This window comes from Pseudomonadota bacterium (genome assembly GCA_023229365.1).
In the GTDB taxonomy this organism is placed as follows: domain Bacteria; phylum Myxococcota_A; class Polyangia; order JAAYKL01; family JAAYKL01; genus JALNZK01.
In genome coordinates, this window is the sequence record JALNZK010000006.1 from 37,987 (window position 1) to 59,257 (window position 21,271).

At 68.8% G+C, this 21,271-nt stretch carries 19 protein-coding genes; 13 read left to right on the forward strand and 6 right to left on the reverse strand.

Annotation, left to right across the window (positions count from 1 at the left end):
* The first annotated feature begins 12 nt into the window (after positions 1-12).
* The 5 genes from M0R80_05650 to M0R80_05670 all read left to right on the forward strand — a co-directional run bounded on the left by M0R80_05650 (position 13) and on the right by M0R80_05670 (position 4,678).
* The gene (locus M0R80_05650) at positions 13-483 is read left to right on the forward strand and encodes a hypothetical protein (GenBank protein ID MCK9459103.1); all 471 of its coding nucleotides are present in this window, start codon (positions 13-15) and stop codon (positions 481-483) included.
* A complete protein-coding gene (locus tag M0R80_05655; GenBank protein MCK9459104.1) occupies positions 467-1,870 on the forward strand; it encodes a hypothetical protein in 1,404 nt (467 codons plus the stop codon). Before M0R80_05650 ends, M0R80_05655 begins: the two co-directional genes overlap by 17 nt.
* Entirely contained in the window at positions 1,867-3,828 is a 1,962-nt protein-coding gene (locus tag M0R80_05660) for an FAD-dependent oxidoreductase (GenBank protein ID MCK9459105.1), read from the forward strand. Before M0R80_05655 ends, M0R80_05660 begins: the two co-directional genes overlap by 4 nt.
* A 184-nt stretch (positions 3,829-4,012) precedes the next feature.
* The gene (locus tag M0R80_05665) at positions 4,013-4,249 is read left to right on the forward strand and encodes a type II toxin-antitoxin system prevent-host-death family antitoxin (GenBank protein MCK9459106.1); all 237 of its coding nucleotides are present in this window, start codon (positions 4,013-4,015) and stop codon (positions 4,247-4,249) included.
* Positions 4,250-4,678 carry a type II toxin-antitoxin system VapC family toxin gene (locus tag M0R80_05670; GenBank protein MCK9459107.1) on the forward strand — a complete coding sequence of 143 codons (429 nt, stop codon included), beginning with the start codon at positions 4,250-4,252 and terminating at the stop codon, positions 4,676-4,678. It begins immediately after the preceding gene.
* Between the two features lie 34 nt (positions 4,679-4,712).
* On the opposite strand, the gene rodA is transcribed toward M0R80_05670, so the two are convergent.
* Genes rodA through M0R80_05695 form a run of 5 tightly spaced genes read right to left on the reverse strand, consistent with a single transcriptional unit; the run spans position 4,713 to position 10,272 of the window.
* Positions 4,713-5,828 carry a rod shape-determining protein RodA gene (rodA, locus tag M0R80_05675; GenBank protein MCK9459108.1) on the reverse strand — a complete coding sequence of 372 codons (1,116 nt, stop codon included), beginning with the start codon at positions 5,826-5,828 and terminating at the stop codon, positions 4,713-4,715.
* Between the two features lie 8 nt (positions 5,829-5,836).
* Positions 5,837-7,822 carry a penicillin-binding protein 2 gene (gene mrdA, locus M0R80_05680; protein ID MCK9459109.1) on the reverse strand — a complete coding sequence of 662 codons (1,986 nt, stop codon included), beginning with the start codon at positions 7,820-7,822 and terminating at the stop codon, positions 5,837-5,839.
* On the reverse strand, positions 7,822-8,340 hold the full coding sequence (locus tag M0R80_05685) for a hypothetical protein (protein ID MCK9459110.1): 519 nt from the start codon (positions 8,338-8,340) through the stop codon (positions 7,822-7,824). The genes mrdA and M0R80_05685 overlap by 1 nt, the downstream gene beginning before the upstream one ends.
* Positions 8,337-9,233: a rod shape-determining protein MreC gene (gene mreC / locus M0R80_05690; GenBank protein ID MCK9459111.1), complete on the reverse strand. Its 897-nt coding sequence runs from the start codon at positions 9,231-9,233 to the stop codon at positions 8,337-8,339. The genes M0R80_05685 and mreC overlap by 4 nt, the downstream gene beginning before the upstream one ends.
* A 4-nt stretch (positions 9,234-9,237) precedes the next feature.
* Positions 9,238-10,272: a rod shape-determining protein gene (locus M0R80_05695; protein ID MCK9459112.1), complete on the reverse strand. Its 1,035-nt coding sequence runs from the start codon at positions 10,270-10,272 to the stop codon at positions 9,238-9,240.
* Positions 10,273-10,582: 310 nt separating this feature from the next.
* Here M0R80_05695 and M0R80_05700 point away from each other — a divergent pair, with 310 nt between their 5' ends.
* The 6 genes from M0R80_05700 (at position 10,583) to M0R80_05725 (ending at position 18,843) form a co-directional block, all read left to right on the forward strand.
* Entirely contained in the window at positions 10,583-12,394 is a 1,812-nt protein-coding gene (locus M0R80_05700; protein ID MCK9459113.1) for a peptidylprolyl isomerase, read from the forward strand.
* 17 nt (positions 12,395-12,411) lie between these two features.
* Positions 12,412-13,695, forward strand: a complete 1,284-nt coding sequence (locus tag M0R80_05705; protein MCK9459114.1) for an insulinase family protein — start codon at positions 12,412-12,414, stop codon at positions 13,693-13,695.
* Complete coding sequence (gene rsmA / locus M0R80_05710; GenBank protein ID MCK9459115.1) at positions 13,692-14,537, forward strand: 16S rRNA (adenine(1518)-N(6)/adenine(1519)-N(6))-dimethyltransferase RsmA; 846 nt, start codon at positions 13,692-13,694, stop codon at positions 14,535-14,537. The genes M0R80_05705 and rsmA overlap by 4 nt, the downstream gene beginning before the upstream one ends.
* Before the next feature lie 131 nt (positions 14,538-14,668).
* Entirely contained in the window at positions 14,669-16,282 is a 1,614-nt protein-coding gene (locus tag M0R80_05715) for a transposase (GenBank protein ID MCK9459116.1), read from the forward strand.
* Positions 16,283-16,456: 174 nt separating this feature from the next.
* On the forward strand, positions 16,457-17,428 hold the full coding sequence (locus M0R80_05720) for a hypothetical protein (protein MCK9459117.1): 972 nt from the start codon (positions 16,457-16,459) through the stop codon (positions 17,426-17,428).
* The gene (locus M0R80_05725) at positions 17,428-18,843 is read left to right on the forward strand and encodes a radical SAM protein (GenBank protein ID MCK9459118.1); all 1,416 of its coding nucleotides are present in this window, start codon (positions 17,428-17,430) and stop codon (positions 18,841-18,843) included. Before M0R80_05720 ends, M0R80_05725 begins: the two co-directional genes overlap by 1 nt.
* Here the strand turns inward: M0R80_05725 and M0R80_05730 are convergent.
* Positions 18,837-19,832: an alpha/beta fold hydrolase gene (locus M0R80_05730; protein MCK9459119.1), complete on the reverse strand. Its 996-nt coding sequence runs from the start codon at positions 19,830-19,832 to the stop codon at positions 18,837-18,839. The genes M0R80_05725 and M0R80_05730 overlap by 7 nt on opposite strands.
* 107 nt (positions 19,833-19,939) lie before the next feature.
* Here M0R80_05730 and M0R80_05735 point away from each other — a divergent pair, with 107 nt between their 5' ends.
* Positions 19,940-20,572, forward strand: a complete 633-nt coding sequence (locus tag M0R80_05735; GenBank protein MCK9459120.1) for a nitroreductase family protein — start codon at positions 19,940-19,942, stop codon at positions 20,570-20,572.
* A gap of 37 nt (positions 20,573-20,609) precedes the next feature.
* A complete protein-coding gene (locus M0R80_05740) occupies positions 20,610-21,074 on the forward strand; it encodes a beta-hydroxyacyl-ACP dehydratase (protein MCK9459121.1) in 465 nt (154 codons plus the stop codon).
* Positions 21,075-21,271 lie beyond the last annotated feature (197 nt).

Consider the following 21,271-nt stretch of genomic DNA (forward strand, 5'->3'; position numbering starts at 1 on the left):
ACGAGGGTGCGCATGGGAAACAAGAAGAACAGGGGCGGCTCGGGCAAGATCATCGCGAAGCGCGAGGAGCCCGCGGTCGAGGCGCCGAAGAAGGCCGCGCCCGCTCCGGAGCCGGCCTTGAAGCGCAAGGTCCCGGAGCGGATCCAGGAGAAGGACGCGGGATTCGGCGTGATCAAGGTCATCGCGGGGGTCGTCATCGCGCTGATCGTCGGCGTGTCGCTCCTCTCCCACTTCTTCGGCGGGGACGACGCGTCGCGCGGCAGCTCGGGTCAGGACGAGCGCTGCCAGAGCACGACGGAGTGCAAGTCGGGCTTCATCTGCCAGGCGTACGCCAAAGACGCGGAGCGCTGCCTCAAGCTGTGCGAGCCCGACAACCCGCAGAGCTGCGAGCCGGGCTACGAGTGCGCCTCGTCCGCTCGCTCGTCGGGTCGGAAGAAGGTGCGCCTCGCCGCGGTCTGCGTCCCGGATGCCAAGGCGAATTGACCTCGTCGCGGCGGCGGCGCTCGCGATCTGCGCCTCGGCGTGCGGGCGGGATCCCGCCCGGGCGGACGGCGCTCGGGCCGAGCGTCCGCGGCCGCAGCGAGCGGAGGTCGCCGCCCAGGCCAAGGACGAGGGAGACCGCGCTCGGCGGGCCGCAAAGGAGAGCGCGATGGCGCCGTCCGTCGAGTCGCTCCTCGCGGCGCCGCCGGGGGTGCGCTGGGCGAGCCCGGGCGGCCTCCGGTGGCGCGTCGTCCTCGCCGCGCCGATCACCTCGATCCGGTGGTCCACCCTGGGGGGGCTCGTCGTCTCGACCGGGGACCAGATCCAGAACGTGACGAGCCGCGGCGTGGTCCGCTGGTCGCGCGTGGCGGGCGCGGGACACCGCCTCTATCGGATCGGCGGGCTGGAGGTGCTCTGGTCGCCGGCGTTCCGGAGGCTCGCGGCGCTCCGCCCGCAGGGCGGCGAGGGCTGGACGAGGGCGTGGAGCGCGGAGGTCGTCGGCGAGGAGCTGGGAGAGCCGCTGCTCGTGGACGCGGCGACCGTCGCCGCCGTCGGGGAGGACGGATCCGACAGGTGGCGCGTGGCGCTCGACGGCCTGCGGCGGTTGAGCGGCCCCTACCGCTGTGACGGGGGGATCCTGTTCGAGGGATCGCGCGGGCTGCAGGGCGTCGCCGTCGCGATCTCGGAGACCGGCGCGGTGCAGCGCGAGACGGCGCTCGAGCGCGGTGCGCGGGTCGTCGGCGCGTCGCGCGGCTGCGATCCGCTCGTATGGAACGGGGCCGAGATCGGGCTGCTCGACGCGCGCGGGCTCCACCGCTGGCGCCGCGAGTACGCCTCGGTTCCGGCCGTGGCGCGCGAAGGGGAGGGCTTCGTCTTCGCGGGCGGCGAGAAGGAGAGGCCCGTCCACGTGGAGTCGATCGCGGGCGACGGCCTCGTGATCTGGGCCGCGGATCTCCCGGTCACCGGGAGCTTCTCGCGGTTCGACGTCGTCGGAGGCGCGCTCGACGGGGCGCTCGTCGCCGGGTTGTGCCTCGATGTCGAGAGCGCGTGCGCGAGGCTCGATGGCGACCGCGGGCCGTACAACGCCATCGCACGGCTCGGCGAGGGCGGCCCGCTCGGCGTCCTGGAACGGCAGATCCAGGGGCACATCGGCATGGCGCGCCTCGAGCCCGCCGGCCTCGCGATCGCGAGCTCGTCCAGGGAGGACGCGACCGAGGTTTCGTTGCGCGATCGCAAAGGATCGATCCGCGCGGTCGTGACCCTCCCCGGGCGCCTGTCCGCCGGCCCGTTCGTCGGGCCGAGCGGCGAGGTGTACGCGGCGACGTGCGACGGCTGGAGCTGCCGGGCGCCGCACTCGCTCTTCGCGATCACCGGGCAGGAAAATCCATGAGCCGTTCGCCGCTGTTCGAACCCGCGCGCTTCGGTCCGCTCGAGGCGAGGAACAGGATCGCCATGCCGGCGCTCCACCTCGGCCGCGCACCGGGCGGGAGGCCGTCGCCCGAGCTGCTCGCGTTCTACGAAGAGCGGGCGCGGGGGGGCGTCGGGGTCATCACGGTCGGCCTGTGCGACACGGGCTACACGGGAGGCTCGTTCGAGCCGAGCCTGGCGAACGCGCTCTCTCTCGCAGACGACGGCTGCGTGGCGCCGATGGCGGAGCTCGCGGGCCGCATTAGGGAGCACGGCGCCCTCGCCGGCGTCCAGCTCTCGACGCTCGCGGGGTACAACGACCCCAAGTGGCGCCCCGCGCAGGAGGAGATCGGGGCGCTCGCCGCGAGCTTCGGCGCGGCAACAGCGCGCGCGGCCACCGCGGGCTTCGACTTCGTCGAGATCATGCTGAGCGGCGGGAGCGCGCTCAGCCACTTCGTGTCGAGGGCCCACAACGGCTCGGGCCTTCCCGGATACTCGGGGAGCCTCGAGAGCCGGCTCAGGCTCCCCCTCGAGGCGATCGCGGCCGCCCGCGAGGCGGCGGGCTCGCTCGTCGTCGCGGTCCGCATGCACTGCCACGAGCTCATCGAGGGCGGCTACGGCGCGGAGGAGGCGGCGCGGATCGCGGTCGCGCTCGAGGGCGCCGGCGTGCGGGCGATCGATATCACGGGCGGCGGGCACCGCTCCTCGATTCCACAGATCACGCACCAGGTGCCGCCCCTCGCCTTCGTCCCGTTCGCGCGACGCGTCGCGGGCGCGGTGAGCGCGACGACGCTGTACGGCGGGCAGATCCGCGTCCCCGCCGACGCCGAGCGGGCGCTCGCCGCGGTGGGCTGCGACTTCGTCAACCTCGGCCGCGCCTTGATCGCCGATCCGATGTGGCCCGCGAAGGCGATGGCCGGCGAGGCGGGCGGGATCGTCCACTGCATGACCTGCGGACGATGCTTCGATGAGGTCGTCTCGCGCCGCGCGGTGATCTGCTCGGCGAGCCCGGGGCTCGTCGAGGCAAGTGCGCCCCGTGCTTTGGCCCGTCCGCGGCGCGTGAAGGCGCTCGTGGTCGGATCCGGGCCGGCGGGGATGCGCGCGGCGCTCGAGCTGCGCGATCGCGGGCACGAGGTCGCCCTGTTCGAGCGCGGCGCGGAGCTCGGCGGGAGGTGGCGCGCCGCAGCGCGCGTGAACGGCGGCGACGATCTCTCTCGCGCCCTCGCTTCGTACGTCTCCCGGGTCCTGCGCTCGGGGATCGCCGTTGAGACCGGAGTCGAGGCGACGCCGGAGTCGGTCCGGGCGTTCGGCGCCGACGCCGTCGTGCTGGCCACCGGCGCCGTGCCGCGGACGCCGTTCGCCGCGCAGCGCGAGGAGGGCTCTTCGCTGCTCCTCGCGGAGGAGGCGATCGCGCGGCCCTCCGCCGTGGGCCGGCGGGTGGCGATCCTGGGCGCCGGGGGCGTCGGGCTCACGGTCGCGATCCACCTCGCGTCCGAGGGAGCCCCCGACGACAGGGCGCTCGGGTTCCTTGCCAAGCACGGCTGCCGCGCGTGGCTCGACGAGGCGCTCACCCGCCCTTCCGGGCGCGAGGTCACCCTGATCAAGCGGCGGGGATACGCAGGCAAGGGGCTCGGCCGCAGCGTGCGCTGGACGCTGATGCGCGAGGTCGAGGAGCTCGGCGTGAAGCTCTTCGACCGCGCCCAGGGGATCGCCCCGTCCGCGCGCGGCGTCGCCTTCACGGACGAGAGGACCGGCGAGGCTGTGAGCCTCGAGGTCGACACCGTGATCGTCGCGGCCGGCTACGAGCCGATCGCGGATCTGAAGGAGCGGTTCCAATCAGCGGCGCCCCAGGTGTTCGTCATCGGCGACGCCCGCGAGGTCGGCGGCATCGGCGCCGCGATCGCCGACGCGCACAGGGCGGTGGAAGAGCTGCCGAGTTGAAGGTCGTTCACGGTATCTGGGGCGACAAGGTGTTCGTCGACATGGCGCAGACGACGCCGGGCAAGGTGAACGCCATCTAAAAGTCCGACCTGCCGGGCGGCGCGAAGTGACGATTGACATCCCGCTTCCCGGAGGCTATCGTTGAAAACGACCAGTCGAAGACTGGTCCAAACGGAGGAGCTTCATGGAGACGATCGGCGCCTACGAAGCGAAGACGCACTTCGCGCAACTCTTAGAACGAGTAGCGCGGGGCGAGCGGATCACCATCCTCAGGCACGGAGTGCCCGTCGCCGTCCTCACGCCGCCGGGCGGCGGGGTCGACGAGGTCGACGAGGTGGTCGAAGAGATCCGCGTTTTCAGGCGCGGAAAGAAACTCGGCGCACCGGGGCTCAGGGCGCTCATCGAGCAGGGCCGGCGGTAGATGCGCGGCGGCTTCGTGGTCGACAACTCGGTCGTGATGTCCTGGTGCTTCGAGGACGAGGCGTCGCCCTACGCCGACTCGGCGCTCGACGCGTTGCGACGCGGTCGCGCGCTCGTGCCGGCGGTGTGGAGCTACGAGGCGGCGAACGTCCTGGCGACTGCGGTGAGGAGGAAGCGGCTCAAGCGGGAGGACGCCCGGCGCTTCGCCGCGGCGCTGCGGAGGCTCCCCATCGAGGTCGCGCCGGCGCCGGACAAAACGGCGGTCGCCGCGTTGCTCGACCTCGCCGACGAGACGGGACTGTCCGCCTACGACGCCGCCTACCTCGACCTCGCGCGTCGCGAGCATCTGCCGCTCGCAACGACCGATGCGGCGCTCCGCAAGGCTGCGGTCGCCGCCGGGGTCGACCTTCTCGCGCCCGTCGAGCCGTGACCGAACCGCCCGCCGATGTCCTGCGCTCGGCCGGCTAACGGTGGAAGCGCCGGATCGACACGTTCATCAGGAGCCCGACGCACAGCATGAACATCAGGACGGACGATCCGCCGTACGAGAAGAGCGGCAGCGTGACGCCGACCACCGGCAAGACGCCCATGACCATGCCGAGGTTGATGAGGACGTGCCAGAAGAAGATCGACCCCACGCCGATCGCGAGCACGGAGCCGAACCTGTCCCGCGACAGCGCCGCGATCCGGATGCACCACATCACGAGGAGGAAGTAGAGCGCCACGAGGAGGGTCGCGCCGAGGAAGCCGTGCTCCTCGGCGTAGACCGCGAACGGGAAGTCCGTGCGGCATTCCGGCAGGAAGTGGTGCGGGCCGGCGGTCCCCTGGAGGAACCCCTTGCCGCCGACCTCCCCGGAGCCGATCGCGATCATCGACTGGTTCGCGTGCCACCCCGCGCCCAGCTTGTCCGCCTCGGGGTTGATGAACGAGTTCCAGAACGAGATCACTCGCTCCTTCTGGTAGCCCTTGAGCAGGTAGTTCCACGCGAGGATGCACGCCGCCGGGGCGGAGAGGCCGAGCACGAGCGACGAGCGCCAGGTGAGCCGGGTGAGCATCATGATGCTGAAGAAGACGAGCAGGCACAGGAGCGCGGTGCCGAGATCCGGCTCCTTGAGGATGAGCGCCATCGGCAGCGCCGTCATCACCGCAGGCACGAGGAGATCCTGGATCTTGCGCCCCTCGGCGCGCGGGTCGTGGTGCAGGTACTTGGCGAGCCCGACGACGAGCAGCACCTTCATGAGCTCCGACGGCTGCAGGCGGAACTCGCCGAACGCGAACCAGCGCACGGAGTTGTTGACCTCCGTGCCGATGAAGAGGACGACGATCAGGGCCAGGATGCCTGCGCCGTAGAGGAAGTACGCGAACCGCTCGTAGTGCTTGTAGTCGAACACGGCGACGACGAACGCCCCGATCGCGCCGAAGACGAGCCAGTAGATCTGCGTGAGGTACAGTTCCGGGGAGCCGGACGCCTTCCCGGTGCTGAACAGGTTGACCACGCCGATGACGGAGATGACCACGACGAGGAAGAACAGGATCCAGTCGAACTCGTCCCTCAGCCGGTAGACAAGCACGCGGGGCATGGAGCGGATCAGTGTCGGTGCGCCGAGGCGGTGGTCTTCTCACCTTCTTCGGCGGGCACGGCGCGCTTGCGCTTGGCCTTGGGCCCGGTCGTGGCCTTCTCGGCGATGAGCGGCTCCTCGTGGCGCGGCGCGATCTCCTCGAAGTAGCGCTTCGCGATCTCGACCCCCACCGGGGCCGCGTGCTCGCCGCCGCCGCCGCCGTGCTCGACGAGCACGATGACGGCGATCTCCGGCGCGTCGGCCGGGGCGACGGCCGCGAACCAGGCGTGGTCCCGGTTGACGTAGTAGTAGTGCTCGAGGGTGTCGGTCTCCTTCCGGGCCCTCTTCGCGACCTGCGCCGTGCCGGTCTTGCCCGCGACGCGGATCGCCTCGCTGCGGGCGGCGTAGGCCGTGCCCTTCTCGTCGTTGACGACCCCCGCCAGCGCGTCCATGACGAGCTCGAGGTAGTGGGGCGAGACGGCGGTCCGGCGGCGGACCTCGGGGTGGAACTCCTTGACGACGTCCCCGTCGGGCGTCTCGATCCGGCGCACGATCTGCGGCTTGTACAGCGTGCCGCCGTTCGCGATCGCGGCGTACGCCGCGGCGACCTGCATGAGCGTGACCTTCACGTTGCCCTGGCCGATCGCGGCGTTCAGGGTGTGGCCGATGCGGAACTCGCCCGGGAACTTCTCGTCGTACCAGGAGCGCGTAGGGATGAGCCCGGGCGCCTCCCGGACGTAGCCGACCCCCGTCCGCTCGCCGAACCCGAACTCCTTGGCGAAGCGCGCGATGCGATCCATGCCGGTCATCTCGGCGACGTTGTAGAAGAAGACGTTGCACGACTGGACGATGGCGTCCCGCAGCGTGACGTCGCCGTGCGGGCGCGGGCAGCGGAAGGTCCGGCGGCCGAACTCGTGGAAGCCCGAGCAGTGGATGACGTCCTCGGGCGTGATGATGTCCTCCTCGAGCGCCGCCATCGCGGTGAACGGCTTGAACACCGATCCCGGGAAGTAGTTCTCGTACGCGACCTTGTCGATGCCCGGCTTGAACGGGTTCTCCTCGAACGCCCGCTGCTCCTCTCGGGAGAGGCCGTTGGTGATCTTGTTGGGATCCCGAGAAGGCTTGCTGACCGCGGCGAGGACGCGCCCGCTGTTGACGTCCATGACGACGACCGCTCCGGACGGGTTGCCGCCGAGGGACTGCTCGACGATCTTCTGCAGCGCCGCGTCGATGGTCAGCGTGAGGTCGTTGCCGGCCCGCGCCTCCTGCGTCTCGGACTCGGGCATGATCCCGGCCGACTCCTCGCGGCTCAAGGGCAGGCCGCGCGCGTCGACGACCCGCTTGCGCCACCCGCGCACGCCGCGGAGATCGCCCTCGAACATCTTCTCGACGCCCGTTCGGCCGATGCGATCTCCCGCCCGGTAGGCGTCCTCGACGTCGCTCTTCTTCTCGACGTCCTCGGCGCTCGCCTCGTTCATGTAGCCGATGAGGTGGCTCGCCATCGTCCCGTACGGATAGTTCCGGACCGGGATGTCGACGACCTCGACGCCCGGCAACTCGTCCCCGTGCGCCTTGATCGCCGCGAGCTGCTCGGCCGTGATGTGCTCGAGCAGCGTGACCTGCTGGAACCTGCGCAGATCCTTGGGATCCGCGAGCCGCTCGCTCACCCGCTGCCCCAGCGCCTCGGCCTCGCCCTCCTCGAGCCCGAGGAGCTGCACGAGCCGCGCGAACCCCTTGCCCATGTCGAAGTAGTGCGGCGTGGCGACGAGCGTGTGGGACGGCATGCTGGTCGCCACGAGGCGGCCCTTGTCGTCGAAGATCCGGCCGCGGACGGCGGGGATGGAGACGGTGCGCACCACGTTCGCGATGCTCTCGTCCCGGAGCTCGGGCCCGCGGACGATCTGGAGCTGCACGAGCCGGCCCACGAACACGAGGAACGTGAGCGCGACCACGACCCGCATCCACCGGTAGCGGCGCCGGAACTCCGAGAGCTCGCTGCGGGAAGAGACGAACATCAGACGCGAAAAGCCTTTCCCTCTGCCTTGCGCCTGGCGGTCACGCGTTCCAACCAAGCCATGACGCGAAAGACGAGCGGCGCGACGACGGCCGTCGCCGCGGCTCTGAAAAATACAATCTTCAAATGTGTAAGTAAACTACGAAAATCCTGGTCGAACAGCCCCCGCACGAGCACGACGAGGATCCCGGACACGGCCGCCCAGACCAGCGTGAGGACGATCTCGAAGATCCAGCCCTTCAGGAAGAGGTGGAGCGCCGCGATGCGCGAGAGCAGGAACACGGCGACCGTGGCGAAGGTGTAGAGGCCGAGCGGGCTCCCGGCGAACGTGTCCATCAGGTAGCCGATCACGAACGAGATGATCGCGCCGTAGCCGGCGTTGTAGCCGTGGAGGCCCATGTAGATGACGATGGCCAGCGCGGCGTTGGGGACGATCAGGTCGAAGGGGACGGCCGCCGCGAAGGTCGACTGCGCGACCAGGAGGAGGAACCCGAAGGCGATGATCGACGCCGCCTTCACCGCCGCTCGCCCTTGGCGCCGTCGCGCTTCGACGCGCCGCCTTTCGCGGCGGCGCTCTCCTCCTCGCCGGGGAGCGCGGTGATGACGAACACCTCGCTCAGCCTCGAGAAGTTCACCGCGGGCTCGACGGTCACCTTCTGGAACAGCCCGTAGTTTTCGCGCTGCACGGTCGCGATCCGCCCGACGAGGATGCCCTCGGGGAACTTCCCGCCGGCGCCGGAGGTGAACAGCTGATCGCCCTCCCGGACCTCGTCGGAGCGCAGCAGGTACTCGACCTCGCAGGTGTAGCGATCGAGCTCTCCGGTCCCGCGCAGGATGCCCTGCGCGCCGTTCCGCTGGACGACGACCGGCACGTAGCTCTTCCTGTCGACCGACAGCATGACGTCCGAGTAGGAGCCGACGAAGCGGTTGACCTGGCCGACGAGACCGTCGAACGTCACGACCGGCATGCCCTTCGCGACCTCGTCGTCGCCGACGTCGATCCGGATGCGGATGACGCGGAACTGCTCCGCGATGCCGCGCCCGACCACGCGCGCCGCGCGCAGGGAGCCGCCGAACGTCTCCTTGAAGGTCAGCATGCGCCGGAGGCGTCGCGCCTCCTGCTCGGTCTCGAAGTACATCCCGTTCTCCGCGCGCAGGCGCTGGTTCTCGAACTCGAGCCGCGCGTTCTCCTCCTGCAGATCGACGAGATAGACGTATTTCTCCCAGGTGCCGCCGATCGTCTCGATCACGGCCGTCGCCGCCCACTGCAGCGGCGTGGAGATCGTGACGACGACCCTGTCGAACGGCGTCATCTGGGCCGGATCCTTGAGGTTGGCCTTGAGGAAGAAGAACGGGATGACGAGCGCCGCGATGCTGATGAACACGTCCTTGTAGCGAGACAGGAAGGACATGGCGCTAGTTGGTCGTGATCTCGCGCAGCAGGTCCAGGTTGTCGAGCGCCTTGCCGGAGCCCAACACGACGGCGGACATGGGGTCGTCGCTGACGATCACCGGCAGCCCCGTCTCCTCGCGGAGGAGCACGTCGAGGTTCTTGAGCTGGGCGCCGCCGCCGGTCAGGACGATGCCCTTGTCGATGATGTCGGCCGAGAGCTCGGGGGGCGTGTGCTCGAGCGCGCCCATCACCGCCTGGACGATGGCGTTGATAGGCTCCGCGAGCGCGTCACGGACCTCGTCCGAGTTGATCTCCACCGTCCGCGGGACGCCGGCGACGAGATCGCGGCCCTTGACCTCGACGGTCTCGACCTCCTCCGAGGGGTACGCGTTGCCGATCTGGATCTTGATCTTCTCGGCGCTCTGCTCGCCGATCGCGAGGTTGTGCTTCCGCTTGAGGTACGCGATGATCGCCTCGTCCATCTTGTCGCCGGCGACGCGCACCGAGCGCGAGTAGACGATGCCGGCGAGCGAGATGACCGCGACCTCCGTCGTGCCGCCGCCGATGTCGACGACCATGCTCGCCGAGGGCTCGGTGACCGGGAGGCCGGCGCCGATCGCCGCCGCCATGGGCTCCTCGATCAGGAAGACCTCGCGCGCACCGGCGTTGAGGGCGGCCTCCTTCACCGCGCGGCGCTCGACCTGGGTGATGCCGAACGGCACGCAGATGATGATCCGCGGCTTCACGAGCGTCTTGCGGCGGTGCACCTTCTCGATGAAGTACTTGATCATCGCCTCGGTGACCTCGTAGTCCGCGATGACGCCGTCGCGCAGCGGCCGGACGGCCTCGATGTGGCCCGGCGTCCGGCCGAGCATCTCCTTGGCCTCGGTCCCGACGGCCAGGACGCGCTTGACGCCGCGTTGGTCCTTCTGAACGGCGACGACGGACGGTTCACAGCAGACGATGCCACGGCCCTTCTCGTAGATGAGGGTCGTCGCCGTACCCAGATCTATCGCCAGATCGTTCGAAAAAAGGCCGTAGAGCCAGTCAAATAGCATGTTTCACATCGTCTACTGCGGCTCGAGACGAGCGCGTCGCGGACCGCAGATGAAAACACACACTCCCGTCCGGGAGGGGATGGGGCTTCCAACCGCTTGATTTCTCAGGGATTTTCCCTCTTTTCAGGGACAACCCCATCCACGGTGTAACAGATATTCCCTTGTGTTTCAAGGGATTACCCTTGCGTTGCCGTTGAAACCGATTGCCTTTCATCTTGGACTCTGTAACATACGTCCCCGCTTCAGTCGGCGGGCACGCGCCCGACCGAGAAACGTACAGAACGCACAAAGGATTCCGGAGGACGGACGCATGCTCGAATTCTTCCGCAAGAACGTTGGCGGCTTCATGGGGTTTGTCATCGTCGGCGTGCTCGTGTTCGTGTTCGCCATGAGCTTCGGCACGCAGAGCGAAGGGTGGGGCAAGGGGCAGACGGCGTTCGTCGCGGCGTCGGTCGACGGCGACGACATCTCGGAGACCTCCTTCCGCATCATGCTCAACCTGTTCGGCGGCCGCGCCCTCGCCAGGGACAGCGCCGAGTACGCGAGCGTGCAGCGCGCGGTCATCGACGGGCTCGTCGAGCGGCAGCTCCTCCTCGGGCTGGCCGACGAGGTCGGCATCTCGGCCTCGGACTCGGAGGTCGAGGACCGCATCGTGAAGAACGAGTTCCTGGTGACGCAGTCGGTCGAGACGATCGTCGAGAAGGAGACCAACCCGTTCTTCGGCCCGAACCCGCAGCGCACGGCCAGGGCGCTCCTGAAGGACGGCTACGTCATGCCGGAGAAGTTCCTGACCAAGGACAAGACGTTCGACCTCGAAGGGTTCAAGAAGTTCGTCCAGTACCACCTGCAGGCGACCGAGGAGCTCTTCATCGAGGAGCAGCGCAAGGAGCTCACCGCGCAGCGCGTCCGCGAGGCGATCGTCGCGGGCGTGCGGGTCTCGGCGGAGGAGGTCCGGCGCGACTACGATCGCGAGAACGACACGGCGTCCATCTCGTACCTGCGGCTCTTCCCCTCCTACTTCGCGAACCAGCTGAGCCCGACGGCCGACGAGATCGCCGCCTACGCCGCGGCGAACGCGGACGCGGTGCGGCAGTACTACGACACCAACAAGTACAAATACACCAACCTCGAGAAGCAGGCGCGGGCGCGCCACATCCTCGTCCAGGTGCCCTCGGAGGCCACCGACGCGGACAGGGCCGCGAAGCGGCTGATCATCGACACCCTGCTCGCCCGCGCGAAGGCGGGGGAGGACTTCGCGGAGCTCGCGCGGCAGTACAGCGAGGATCCGGGGAGCGCGGCGAAGGGCGGCGACCTCGGCTACAACGCCCGCGGCCGCATGGTGCCGGAGTTCGACGCCGTCATGTTCGCGCTCGAGCCCGGGAAGGTGTCCGACGTCGTGCAGACGGAGTACGGCTTCCACGTGATCAGGCTCGAGGGCTTCCGCGAGGGCAACGTGCCGCTCGAGGGCGCGACGCCGGAGATCGCGGAGCAGCTGTACCGTGAGTCGGAGGGCAAGAAGCGCGCGCAGACCGCGGCGAACGAGTACCTCGCGCGGCTCAAGGCGGGCGAGCCGATCGAGAGCCTGATCCCGGCCGCGCCGGAGGGCGGCGAGCCCGGCGAGCTCGGCCTCAAGGTGCGCACGTCGCCGGAGCTCAAGCGCGGCGTCGCGAACGTGCCCGGCATCGGGAACGCGCCCGAGATCGTCGAGGCGGCCTTCCAGCTCAAGGCGGAGGCGCCGATCCCGGATCGCGTGTTCGAGCTGCGCGAGGACTACTTCGTCATCGCCCTCAAGGAGCGCAAGACCCCGAGCGACGCCGACTTCAAGCTCCAGGAGGACGAGATCGCGGAGCGGATCCTGGCGCTCAAGCAGGCGACCTGGCTCAGGGCCTTCGTGCGCGAGCTCAGGGAGAAGGCCGAGAAGGAAGGCCGCGTCGAGAGCGAGATGCTCGTGGCCGCGCCGGCGGGCGAGGGCGCGGCGGAGGATCTGGGCGTCGAGGAGAAGGGCGGGGACGGCGCCAAGGAGAAGGACGAGGCCCCCGCGCCCGCGGAGCGCGCCGGCGATCGGGCCGACGACGACGAGGGCACCAAGGACAACGACCCTCCGCGCGAGGAGGCCGAATAGCCTCTCCCCCCACGCTGATGGACTACGAGCTGGAACGCGGCACGACGGCCAACGGGCTGCGCGTGGTCGCGGTGCGCCAGCCGCACCTGCATCGGGGGACCATCTCCGCGTACGTGGGCGCGGGCTCGCGGTTCGAGACGGCCGAGGAGAACGGCCTGTCGCACTTCCTCGAGCACATGGTGTTCCGCGGCACGGAACGGTTTCCGACCGCGTTCGAGCTGAACGTCGCGGTCGAGCTCCTCGGCGGGACGCTGATCGCGTCGACCGCCCCCGACGCGACGGCGCTCTCCGTGTCGCTGCCGTGCGAGACGCTCCTTCGCGGCGTGGAGCTCGTCGCCGAGGTGCTCACGCGACCGGTGTTCGACGCCATCGACGTCGAGCGGAAGATCCTCGTCGAGGAGATCCGCGAGGACCTCGACGAGCACGGACGGAACGTCGACATCGACTTCCTCTCGCGCAGCCGCCTGTGGCCGGATCACCCGCTGGGGCGGTCGGTCACCGGTCCCATCGCGAATGTCCTGCGCTTCGGCCTCGGCGATCTGCGGCGGTGGCTCGGCGCGCGCTACTGCGCGCGGAACACGGTGCTGTGCGTGGCGGGGAGCTTCGACTCCGGCGCGATCACGGACGCGATCGCCCGGGCGTTCTCGCCGATGCGCGAGGGCGCGCCCGCTGCTTGCGAGGCGGCGCCGCGCGGGCCGACCGGGGCGTCTGCGCTCCACGTCGACAAGCCGGGCAGCCAGACCGCGCTGCGCGTCGCGTTCCGCGCGCCCGGGCTCGCAGATCCGGATCTCAGCGCCGCGGAGCTCCTCTTGCGGCTGCTCGACGACGGGATGTCGACGCCGCTCCATAGGCGCGTCTTCGAGGACCGAGGGCTCGCGTACAACATCGCCGCCGATCTCGAGACCTACGCGGACACCGGCGCGCTCAACGTCGACGCGGTCTGCTCCCACGAGAACGTCGTGCAGGTCGCCGAGGAGGTGCTCGCGATCCTGCGCGAGCTGCGCGACCTTCCCCTGGCCGACGCCGATCTCGAGAAGGCGAAGAGCCGCGCGGTCTGGAGCCTCGAACGGCACCTCGACGATCCCGAGGCGATGAGCGCGTGGTACGGCGAGCAGGAGCTCCTCTGCGGCGTCCGGCGGCTCGCCGAGGAGGCGCGCGCCATCCGGGAGCTCGGCGCCGACGACATCGCCCGCGCCGCGGCGCGGATCGTGTCCGGGTCGTCGCTGCACGTCACGACGGTCGGCGTGCTCGGGGAGAGGCAGCGGCAGGCCCTCGTGAAGCTCGCGGAGGGCGGGGCATGAGCGCAGGGAGCGGCGGCGCGGCGCCTCCCGATCCCCGAGCGCTCCTCAGGAAGCACGGGCTCGTCGCGAAGCGGGGCATGAGCCAGAACTTCCTCGTCAACCGCGGCGCCGTGGCGCGGATCGCCGAGCTCGCCGCCGAGCCCCCGGCGCGCCGCGTGATCGAGATCGGGCCGGGGCTCGGGACGCTGACCGCGGAGCTGCTCTCCCGGGGCGTCTCGGTGGTGGCCGTCGAGCGCGATCCGGAGATGTGCGCCGTGCTCGAGGCCGAGTTGGGCTCCCATCCCGCCTTCGAGCTCGTGCAGGCCGACGCCCTCGAGTTCGACTACGCCGAGCGCCTCCGGGCGGGGCCCGCGTCCATCTGCGGCAACCTGCCGTACTCGATCACCGGCGGCCTTCTGCGCCGGTTCTCGGAGCTCGAGGTCCCGGGGCTCCGCGTCGTCGTCATGCTCCAGCTCGAGGTCGCCCAGCGGATCGTGGCGACGCCGACCGACAGGCGGCGGGGCGCGCTCACGGTCCTGCTCGACGCCCGGTTCGAGACGAAGCTCGCGCTCCGGCTGTCGCCCGGGTCGTTCCACCCGAAGCCGAAGGTGGCCTCCGCGGTGGTCGTAATGACCCGGCGAAACGAGCCGCTGACGGCCGGGGTCGATCCGCGCGTGTTCGACACCGCGGTGAAGGCGGCGTTCAGCACCAGGCGGAAGACGATGCGGAACGCGCTCGCCGGCGGGCTCGGCGTCGGGACGGAGCGGGCGGAGGCGCTCTGCCGTTCGGCCGGGATCGACCCCGGAGAGCGGGCGGAGCGGCTCGACACCGCGGCGTTCGTCGCGCTGGCTGCGGCGCTTTAAACGAAGGTCGATGCCTGGCGGCCGCCGCCGGCCGCCGGCGTCGCCGACGGGCGTTCGAGTCGCCTGATCTCCAATAGCCGCGTCTTTCCTGGTTTTCCGCCATCGGCACGCAAAGTGGTTTCCACCGCCGCGTGCAGAGCGCCCGCCAACTCGAACCTTCCTGGTCGCTCGGGTCTTCGTTCGCCCCGGCGAGCGCCGGATACAGACCGCGTACGCCCGACGCGACGGTGCTGCACAAGGTCGTGCGGGAGAACCTCGAGGAGTTTCTCCGCCAGGCGCGCGGCGGGTCGGAAGACGGGGAGGGCGTCCCGGACTTCGTCGTGGACGAGTTGCGGAGGTTTCTCGCGTGCGGTTCGCTCTCGGGAGGTTTCGCCCGGCTAAAGTGCGAGACGTGCGGCAAGGAACGTCTCGTTCCCTTTTCGTGCAAGCGCCGTGCTGCGTGCCCGAGCTGCGCGGGCCGCCGCATGGCCGGTCTCGCCGCGCACCTCGTGGATTCCGTGTTTCCGCTCGTGCCCGTGCGGCAGTGGGTGCTCAGCGTGCCGTTCGCGCTGCGCTACAGGCTGGCGTGGGATCACGAGTTGAGCCTCAAGGTGCTTCGGATCTTCTGGCGTGCGCTCGACAGGTACCAGCGGAAGAGGGCTAAAGAGCGCGGCCTTGTGAACGCCCGGACCGGCGCCGTGACCGTGATCCAGCGGGCCGGGGGCGCGTTGAATCTCAACGTCCACTTCCACATGGCGGCGATCGACGGCGTGTTCGTCGAGGCCGGCGGGGAGCTCGTGTTCCACAGGTTGCCCGCACCGTCGACCGAGGACGTCGCTGCGATCGTGAAGTCGGTTCGAAAGGGCGTCCTCCGCCTACTCGGCCGATCACGCATTTCGAACGGTGACAGCGAAGACGACGGCTGGAAGGACCCGTTCGTTGAGGAGAGCCCGGCGCTCGCGGCGGCGAGCGGCGCCTCGGTGCAGGGGATCTCCGCGTTCGGTCCTCGAACGGGGCAGCGCGTGCGGCGGATCGGCGAGGAACCGGACGAGACCGGCAAGGCGCCGAAGCGCAAGAGACACGCACGGTATCAGGGTTTCGATCTGGATGCTGGCGAACCGGCCAAACCCGAGGAGCGCGATCGCGTCGAACGGATGCTCCGCTACTTGCTTCGCCCGCCGATCGCCGAGAGTCGGCTTCGCGAGCTGCCGGACGGCGACATCCTGCTGACGCAGAAGACGAAGTGGTCGGATGGCACGACCGCGCTCGTGTTCCACCCGCTCGAACTGCTCGAGCGACTCGCGGCGATCATCCCCCGGCCGCAGATCAACCTGCTCATCTACCACGGCGTCTTGGCGCCCAACTCGCATTGGCGGAAGCGCGTCGTTGCCTACGGACGCCAGGAGGCCGAAACCGAACTGGATTCGAAACCCGGCGATGCTGTCCATCCGCGTCCGGACGCGTCCGACCCGTCATACTTGTCCGATCCGTCGCCGTTCCGCCCTCGCAATTACACCTGGGCCGAGCTGATGCGCCGGACCTTCGGGTACGACGTCATGGCGTGTCTCGAGTGCGGCGGGCGGATGCGGCTGATCGCGATGATCGAGGAACCTGCCGTGATCGCGAAAATCCTCTCCCACCTCGGCCTTCCGACCGAACCGCCGGTCGCGAAGCCGGCGCGCGCTCCGCCGGAGCAGCTCGAGCTCCCGGAGCTTGCCGAGCCCGGCCTCGACGAACCGATCGACGAACCCGCCTTCGACTGCTGAACTCCGCGACGCAATTCGCGACGGGCGACGGAGACGTCTGTCTGGAGCATGTGAAACCTGCGCAGCGCGCAGCGCGAAGCAGGTTTGTGCGCGGGTTCTCCGAGCTGTGATATAGTCCCGGAGGGGTCGAACTTTGTCGCGGAAGATATCTTATGACAACTTGCTGGAACGAAAGTGCGTTTATCCGGACTATGCGCGCTGCACCCGAGGCTCACGGATCTCGTCGCGCTTGCGAGGCGCCCAGAGATCGGCCGCGTCACCGTGAACACCAACGGCCTGACCCTCGCCCGGGACGTGGATCTCGTGAAGCGGCTCGCGGATCTCGGCGCGTACGCCATCCTCTCTTACGACACGGTTCGCCCCGATGCGAGTGTGAGGATCCGAGGCCGTGACATCACCGCCGATAAGCGGCGTGCCCTCGAGAACCTGGCCCGGTTCGACGTGCAGACGACTCTCCTCATGGTGCTCGTCGGCGGCGTGAATGAGGATGACGTTGGACCGCTGCTCGATCTCACGCTCGAGATGCCCAACGTGCGCAGCCTCACCATTCAGAACATGACGTACACCGGTCAGCGCGGCGCCTCGTTCTTACCTCGGGAGCATACCCCGGTCGATAAGGTCGAGCGGCTCCTCGCCGAGGCGAGCAACGGTCGCCTCGCGCAGTCCGACTTCGCGCCCCTGCCGACCGCCCACCCGTTATGTTACGGCGTTGCCTACATCTTGATCGGGGACGAGGGCCGTGTCCGTTCCCTCTCTCGCGTTCTCGATCCGGAGACGCTCGCCCGACACCTCGCGGACGGTTACCTGCTCCACCCGACCGAGGCGCTCGAAACCGATCTCCTGCGCGCCATAGACCGGCTGTGGGCCGAGGGTGAAGATCCGGCTGCGCTACGAACTGCCCGCGACGTGATCGGTCGCATCTTCCCGCCGGGGCGGAGCCTCTCGATGTACGAGCGCCAGCGCCGGGGCGAGCAGGCCGTGAAGACCGTCTACGTCCACGCCCATATGGACGAGGACACCTGGGAGACGAGCCGGGCGATGCGCTGCCCGGACCACGTACCGGTGCACGCCGAGCGCCTCGTATGCGCCTGCAACTACAACCTGTTCTACCGCCAGGAAGATCCGCGGTTCTGGGGCAAGCCGTAATGCGCGCAGCACGCGGTGAGAAGGAGGCCTGCCTTCAGGCCACGAAGGCGTTGTGCAACGTCTGCGGCCGCTTGACCGGAGCCAAGATCGTTCTGCGCGATCGCAAGGTCTTCCTCGCCAAATGGTGCGTCGAACACGGGCGAACCGAAGCTCTCATCTCCTCGGATCAGGATTGGTACCTGCGGTCGCTCGCGTACGTGAAGCCGGGCACCGACCCGATGGGCCGTTCCGTGGCGGAGCACCGCGGTTGTCCGGACTCCTGCGGTCTGTGCCCTCGGCACGAGCAGCACACCTGTGTACCGATCTTCGAGATCACCGACCGATGTGACCTCGGCTGCCCGGTGTGCCTGGTCGAGGGTCGCACCGCGGGCGACGTGACGCTCGCACAGGCCCGGGAGATACTGGACGGTCTTGTGGCGCGCGAGGGCCGGATCAACATGCTGACCCTGAGCGGGGGAGAGCCCACGGCCCACCCGGAGTTCCTCGACATCGTGGATCTCGCGCTCCGGCCCGAGGTCGGGGTCGTGTCGGTGTCCACCAACGGCCTCGCACTCGCCAAGGACGACGACCTCATCAAGGCGCTGCGCGACCGCGGGGTCGTGATCTCGCTTCAGTTCGACGGCGTGAAGCCCGACACCTACGCCGTGCTGCGCGGCAGACCGGATCTCGCCGACCTCAAGACGAGGCTCGTGGAGCGTATCCTCTCTCTGGGCGGGCGACTGTCCCTGACCATGACCCTCGCCCGCGGCGTGAACGAGGATGAAGTCGGCAGCGTCCTGCGCCTGCTCCTCGAGAACGACGAGGTCGTAAGCGTCATGGTGCAGCCGCTGAGCCACGCGGGGCGAGCATCGAGTGGCATCCCTCACGACCCTCTCGACATCGTCACTGTGCCGGACGCGGTCCGCCTCCTCGCCGCGGCGTCGAGCGGGGTCATCGAGGAGAAGCACTTCTGCCCGTTGCCATGCTCCCATCCGACGTGCTTCGCCCTCACCTATCTGCTTCGGCTCGGCGACGGCCGGATGGTTCCGGTGCCTGCGCTCGTGGACGCCGAGACCTACCTCGACGTGATCAAGAATCAGGCGCTGGTCGGCACGGACCCGGACACCCTCCTGCGCATCCGCGACGGCCTCTACGCTCTGTGGACGTCGAGCGGCGTGATCCCGGAGCGCGAGGCTGTGCTCCAGGTGATTCGGCAGCTGCTCCTCGACGTCGACCGCGTGTCCCGCAAAGGCGGCCACCGCGAGTTGCTCGGAGTGGGCGCCGATCACGTCAAGTCGGTGTTCATCCACCACTTCATGGATCGCTACACCTTCGATCTTTCCCGCGCGGTGAAGTGCTGCAACCATTACCCGCAAGTCGATGGCCGCCTCGTGCCGGCCTGCGTGCGCAACAACGCCGTTGCCCGATCTCAGTGACCGGTCACGAGCGGGTAGAGCGACCGGGCGATTCCGATCGCATCGCCGAGTCCCGGGAAGCGCGTGGGCGACACATGCGCGATGAGAGAGGTGACGTGCAGGCGGTGTGGGCGTGGGTTCGACGCTGAACCGAGCTCGGCGCACAGGCGCTCGGAGTGGGAGACCGGGACCAAACGATCACCACGGTCGTGCACGAGATCAATGCGGCCCAGGATGCCGCCGAGTTTGCCGGCCGGTGAGATTGCCTCGAGCACCTCGCGATCCTTCTTCCGGTAGTCGGTTTCCTCGAGATCAAGGTCCGCGAGCCAACGATCATGGAAGGCCCGTTTCTCCTCGTCCGAAGCCTCGCCGCAGTAGCGCATCAGGATATCCTCAAGGGATCGACACAGTCCTTCGTCGAGGCCGAGGTGCTCCCGTTGGCGGTACGCCATGGCCATCCTGCGGTAGATGGCGTCGTCTGCCTGCGCGCCATTCGCAAGCGGTTCGTCTCGACGGGCGTAGTACTCGTCATACAGCTCCGGGAACGAGAACACCGGCCCCACTGCGAGGACGGAATGTACCTTCGTGGCAGTCTCGGAGCGGGCCGCAGCAACAAGGGAGTAGCTCCCGCCGTAGCTGAACGCGGCGATCCGGAGCGGGCCGAGCTCCGCGTGGATCTCATCAATGACGGACACGAGGACCTCGAGGTCGGCCGGATCGAAATCGAACCGCGCGAGCCCGGGGAGCGTTGGGACCGCGCAGACCATACCCGAGGCGGCCAGACAACGGGCCACACGTCCAAGTCGCGCATCCTTCCGACCACGCCATACGGCACCGTGCACGGCGATGACCGCCCCCGCCGCATCGAAGGTCGGCCCGTACAGGTCGTACACTGCGCCGCTCGGGGCGAGAAGATCCACGCGCTCCCGCACCCGCGCCGTCGGTACGTCCTTGGACGACGTGAGCTTGACGAGTAAGGAGGCCAGCCGGGATAAGTCCTTGGCACCCATGATGAACCAGTATCTTTGATGCGGGCGAGGAATCCAAGGTCATGCGCTCCTGAGGGACCCCAAATCCACTGTGCGCCAACGGCACACTGTGCCATCCTCGACTCGTGATGGATGAGCTCGAAAGCCTGCTCGGAATCCTGCGACGGCGCAGGAGCATCCGCCGCTTCACGCCGGAAAAGGTGGATGCGATCGTCCTCGACCGGATCCTTGAGGCCGTACGATGGGCGCCGAGCGCGGGTAACCGGCAGGCCTACCGCTTCATCGTAGTGACCTGTCCCGAAACGATCCGGGCCATGGCCGAAGCCGTGGGGCGGGAGAGCGTGCGCATCTCGGGAGAGGTGCGGGGCGATCTGGCTGAAGACATTGCCGCCTACATGGACAACTTCGTCCACTTCTCCCGCGCCCCGATCGTCGTCGTACCCATCTATCGAATGGGCGTCGATCTCCTCCAGGCCGCCACGGAAGGTGGGACCGTCGCTCGCTCCCAGGCTTCCGGCGATCTCGACGCCCTGTCGTCTATCTGCGCCGCAATCACGCATCTCCTCCTCTCGACGGACGCGGCGGGGCTCGGCGCGTGCTGGATGACCGGCCCGCTTATTGCTAAAAGTGCGTTGCGAGAGGCGGTGTCGGTCCCGAACGGCTGGGAGATCGCGGCGATCATCCCCATCGGTCACCCGGCCGAGATCCCGGAGGCGCCCCCGCGGCGCCCGCTGCGGCAACTGGTCCGTCGGATACCCTGATGTTGGGGTCGCGACGGGCAGATCGAGGGAGCACGCCATGAGGTATTTTTTCGTCGACCGCATCGAGGAGCTCAAGAAGGGTGAGTACGCCGTCGGGACGAAGTGCATCTCCCTCGGTGACGACTGCTTCGAGCACCACTACCCCACCCAGCCCGTGTACCCGGGCTCCCTCATCATCGAGGCGATGGCCCAGTTGGGCGGCGCCCTGATCGAGCTCACGCTCCGGGAGAAGACGGATCGCTGCCCGCGCTGCGTGATGAGCTCGGTCAAGGCGAAGTTCCGCAAGTTCGTACGGCCAGGGGATCGGCTCTCGATGCGGGCCGAGATCCGCTCCCTGCATGAAGACTCGGCACTCATCGCCGTAGCGGTCACGAGCGACGACGAGCGGATCTGCGAGGCCGAGTTTATTTACGTCCTGATAACGGTCGATGATCAAGCACTCGAGACCTCCATCCAACAGTACCTCGCGGTCCTCACCCAGGAAACGAGGATCGTGGAATGACCCCGGCGGGTCGTGAGCCGGTGCTCACCGGCATCGGCTTCTCCGAGCTGTGATATAGTCCCGGAGGGGTCGAACTTTGTCGCGGAAGATATCTTATGACAACTTGCTGGAACGAAAGTGCGTTTATCCGGACTATGCGCCGGGCGGACAATGGCTGTCGTATGGGGGCGGTAGGGTGGGGTGCGTGCCGTTAGCGA

Coding starts and splice junctions, on each gene's coding strand:
- M0R80_05655 (MCK9459104.1), top strand. CDS start 467: ATGCCAAGGCGAATTGACCTCGTCGCGGCGGCGGCGCTCGCGATCTGC.
- M0R80_05700 (MCK9459113.1), top strand. CDS start 10,583: ATGCTCGAATTCTTCCGCAAGAACGTTGGCGGCTTCATGGGGTTTGTC.
- mrdA (MCK9459109.1), bottom strand. CDS start 7,822: ATGTTCGTCTCTTCCCGCAGCGAGCTCTCGGAGTTCCGGCGCCGCTAC.
- M0R80_05695 (MCK9459112.1), bottom strand. CDS start 10,272: ATGCTATTTGACTGGCTCTACGGCCTTTTTTCGAACGATCTGGCGATA.
- M0R80_05650 (MCK9459103.1), top strand. CDS start 13: ATGGGAAACAAGAAGAACAGGGGCGGCTCGGGCAAGATCATCGCGAAG.
- M0R80_05660 (MCK9459105.1), top strand. CDS start 1,867: ATGAGCCGTTCGCCGCTGTTCGAACCCGCGCGCTTCGGTCCGCTCGAG.
- mreC (MCK9459111.1), bottom strand. CDS start 9,233: ATGTCCTTCCTGTCTCGCTACAAGGACGTGTTCATCAGCATCGCGGCG.
- M0R80_05725 (MCK9459118.1), top strand. CDS start 17,428: ATGCGCGCAGCACGCGGTGAGAAGGAGGCCTGCCTTCAGGCCACGAAG.
- M0R80_05735 (MCK9459120.1), top strand. CDS start 19,940: ATGGATGAGCTCGAAAGCCTGCTCGGAATCCTGCGACGGCGCAGGAGC.
- M0R80_05705 (MCK9459114.1), top strand. CDS start 12,412: ATGGACTACGAGCTGGAACGCGGCACGACGGCCAACGGGCTGCGCGTG.
- M0R80_05740 (MCK9459121.1), top strand. CDS start 20,610: ATGAGGTATTTTTTCGTCGACCGCATCGAGGAGCTCAAGAAGGGTGAG.
- rodA (MCK9459108.1), bottom strand. CDS start 5,828: ATGCCCCGCGTGCTTGTCTACCGGCTGAGGGACGAGTTCGACTGGATC.
- M0R80_05670 (MCK9459107.1), top strand. CDS start 4,250: ATGCGCGGCGGCTTCGTGGTCGACAACTCGGTCGTGATGTCCTGGTGC.
- M0R80_05730 (MCK9459119.1), bottom strand. CDS start 19,832: ATGGGTGCCAAGGACTTATCCCGGCTGGCCTCCTTACTCGTCAAGCTC.
- rsmA (MCK9459115.1), top strand. CDS start 13,692: ATGAGCGCAGGGAGCGGCGGCGCGGCGCCTCCCGATCCCCGAGCGCTC.
- M0R80_05665 (MCK9459106.1), top strand. CDS start 4,013: ATGGAGACGATCGGCGCCTACGAAGCGAAGACGCACTTCGCGCAACTC.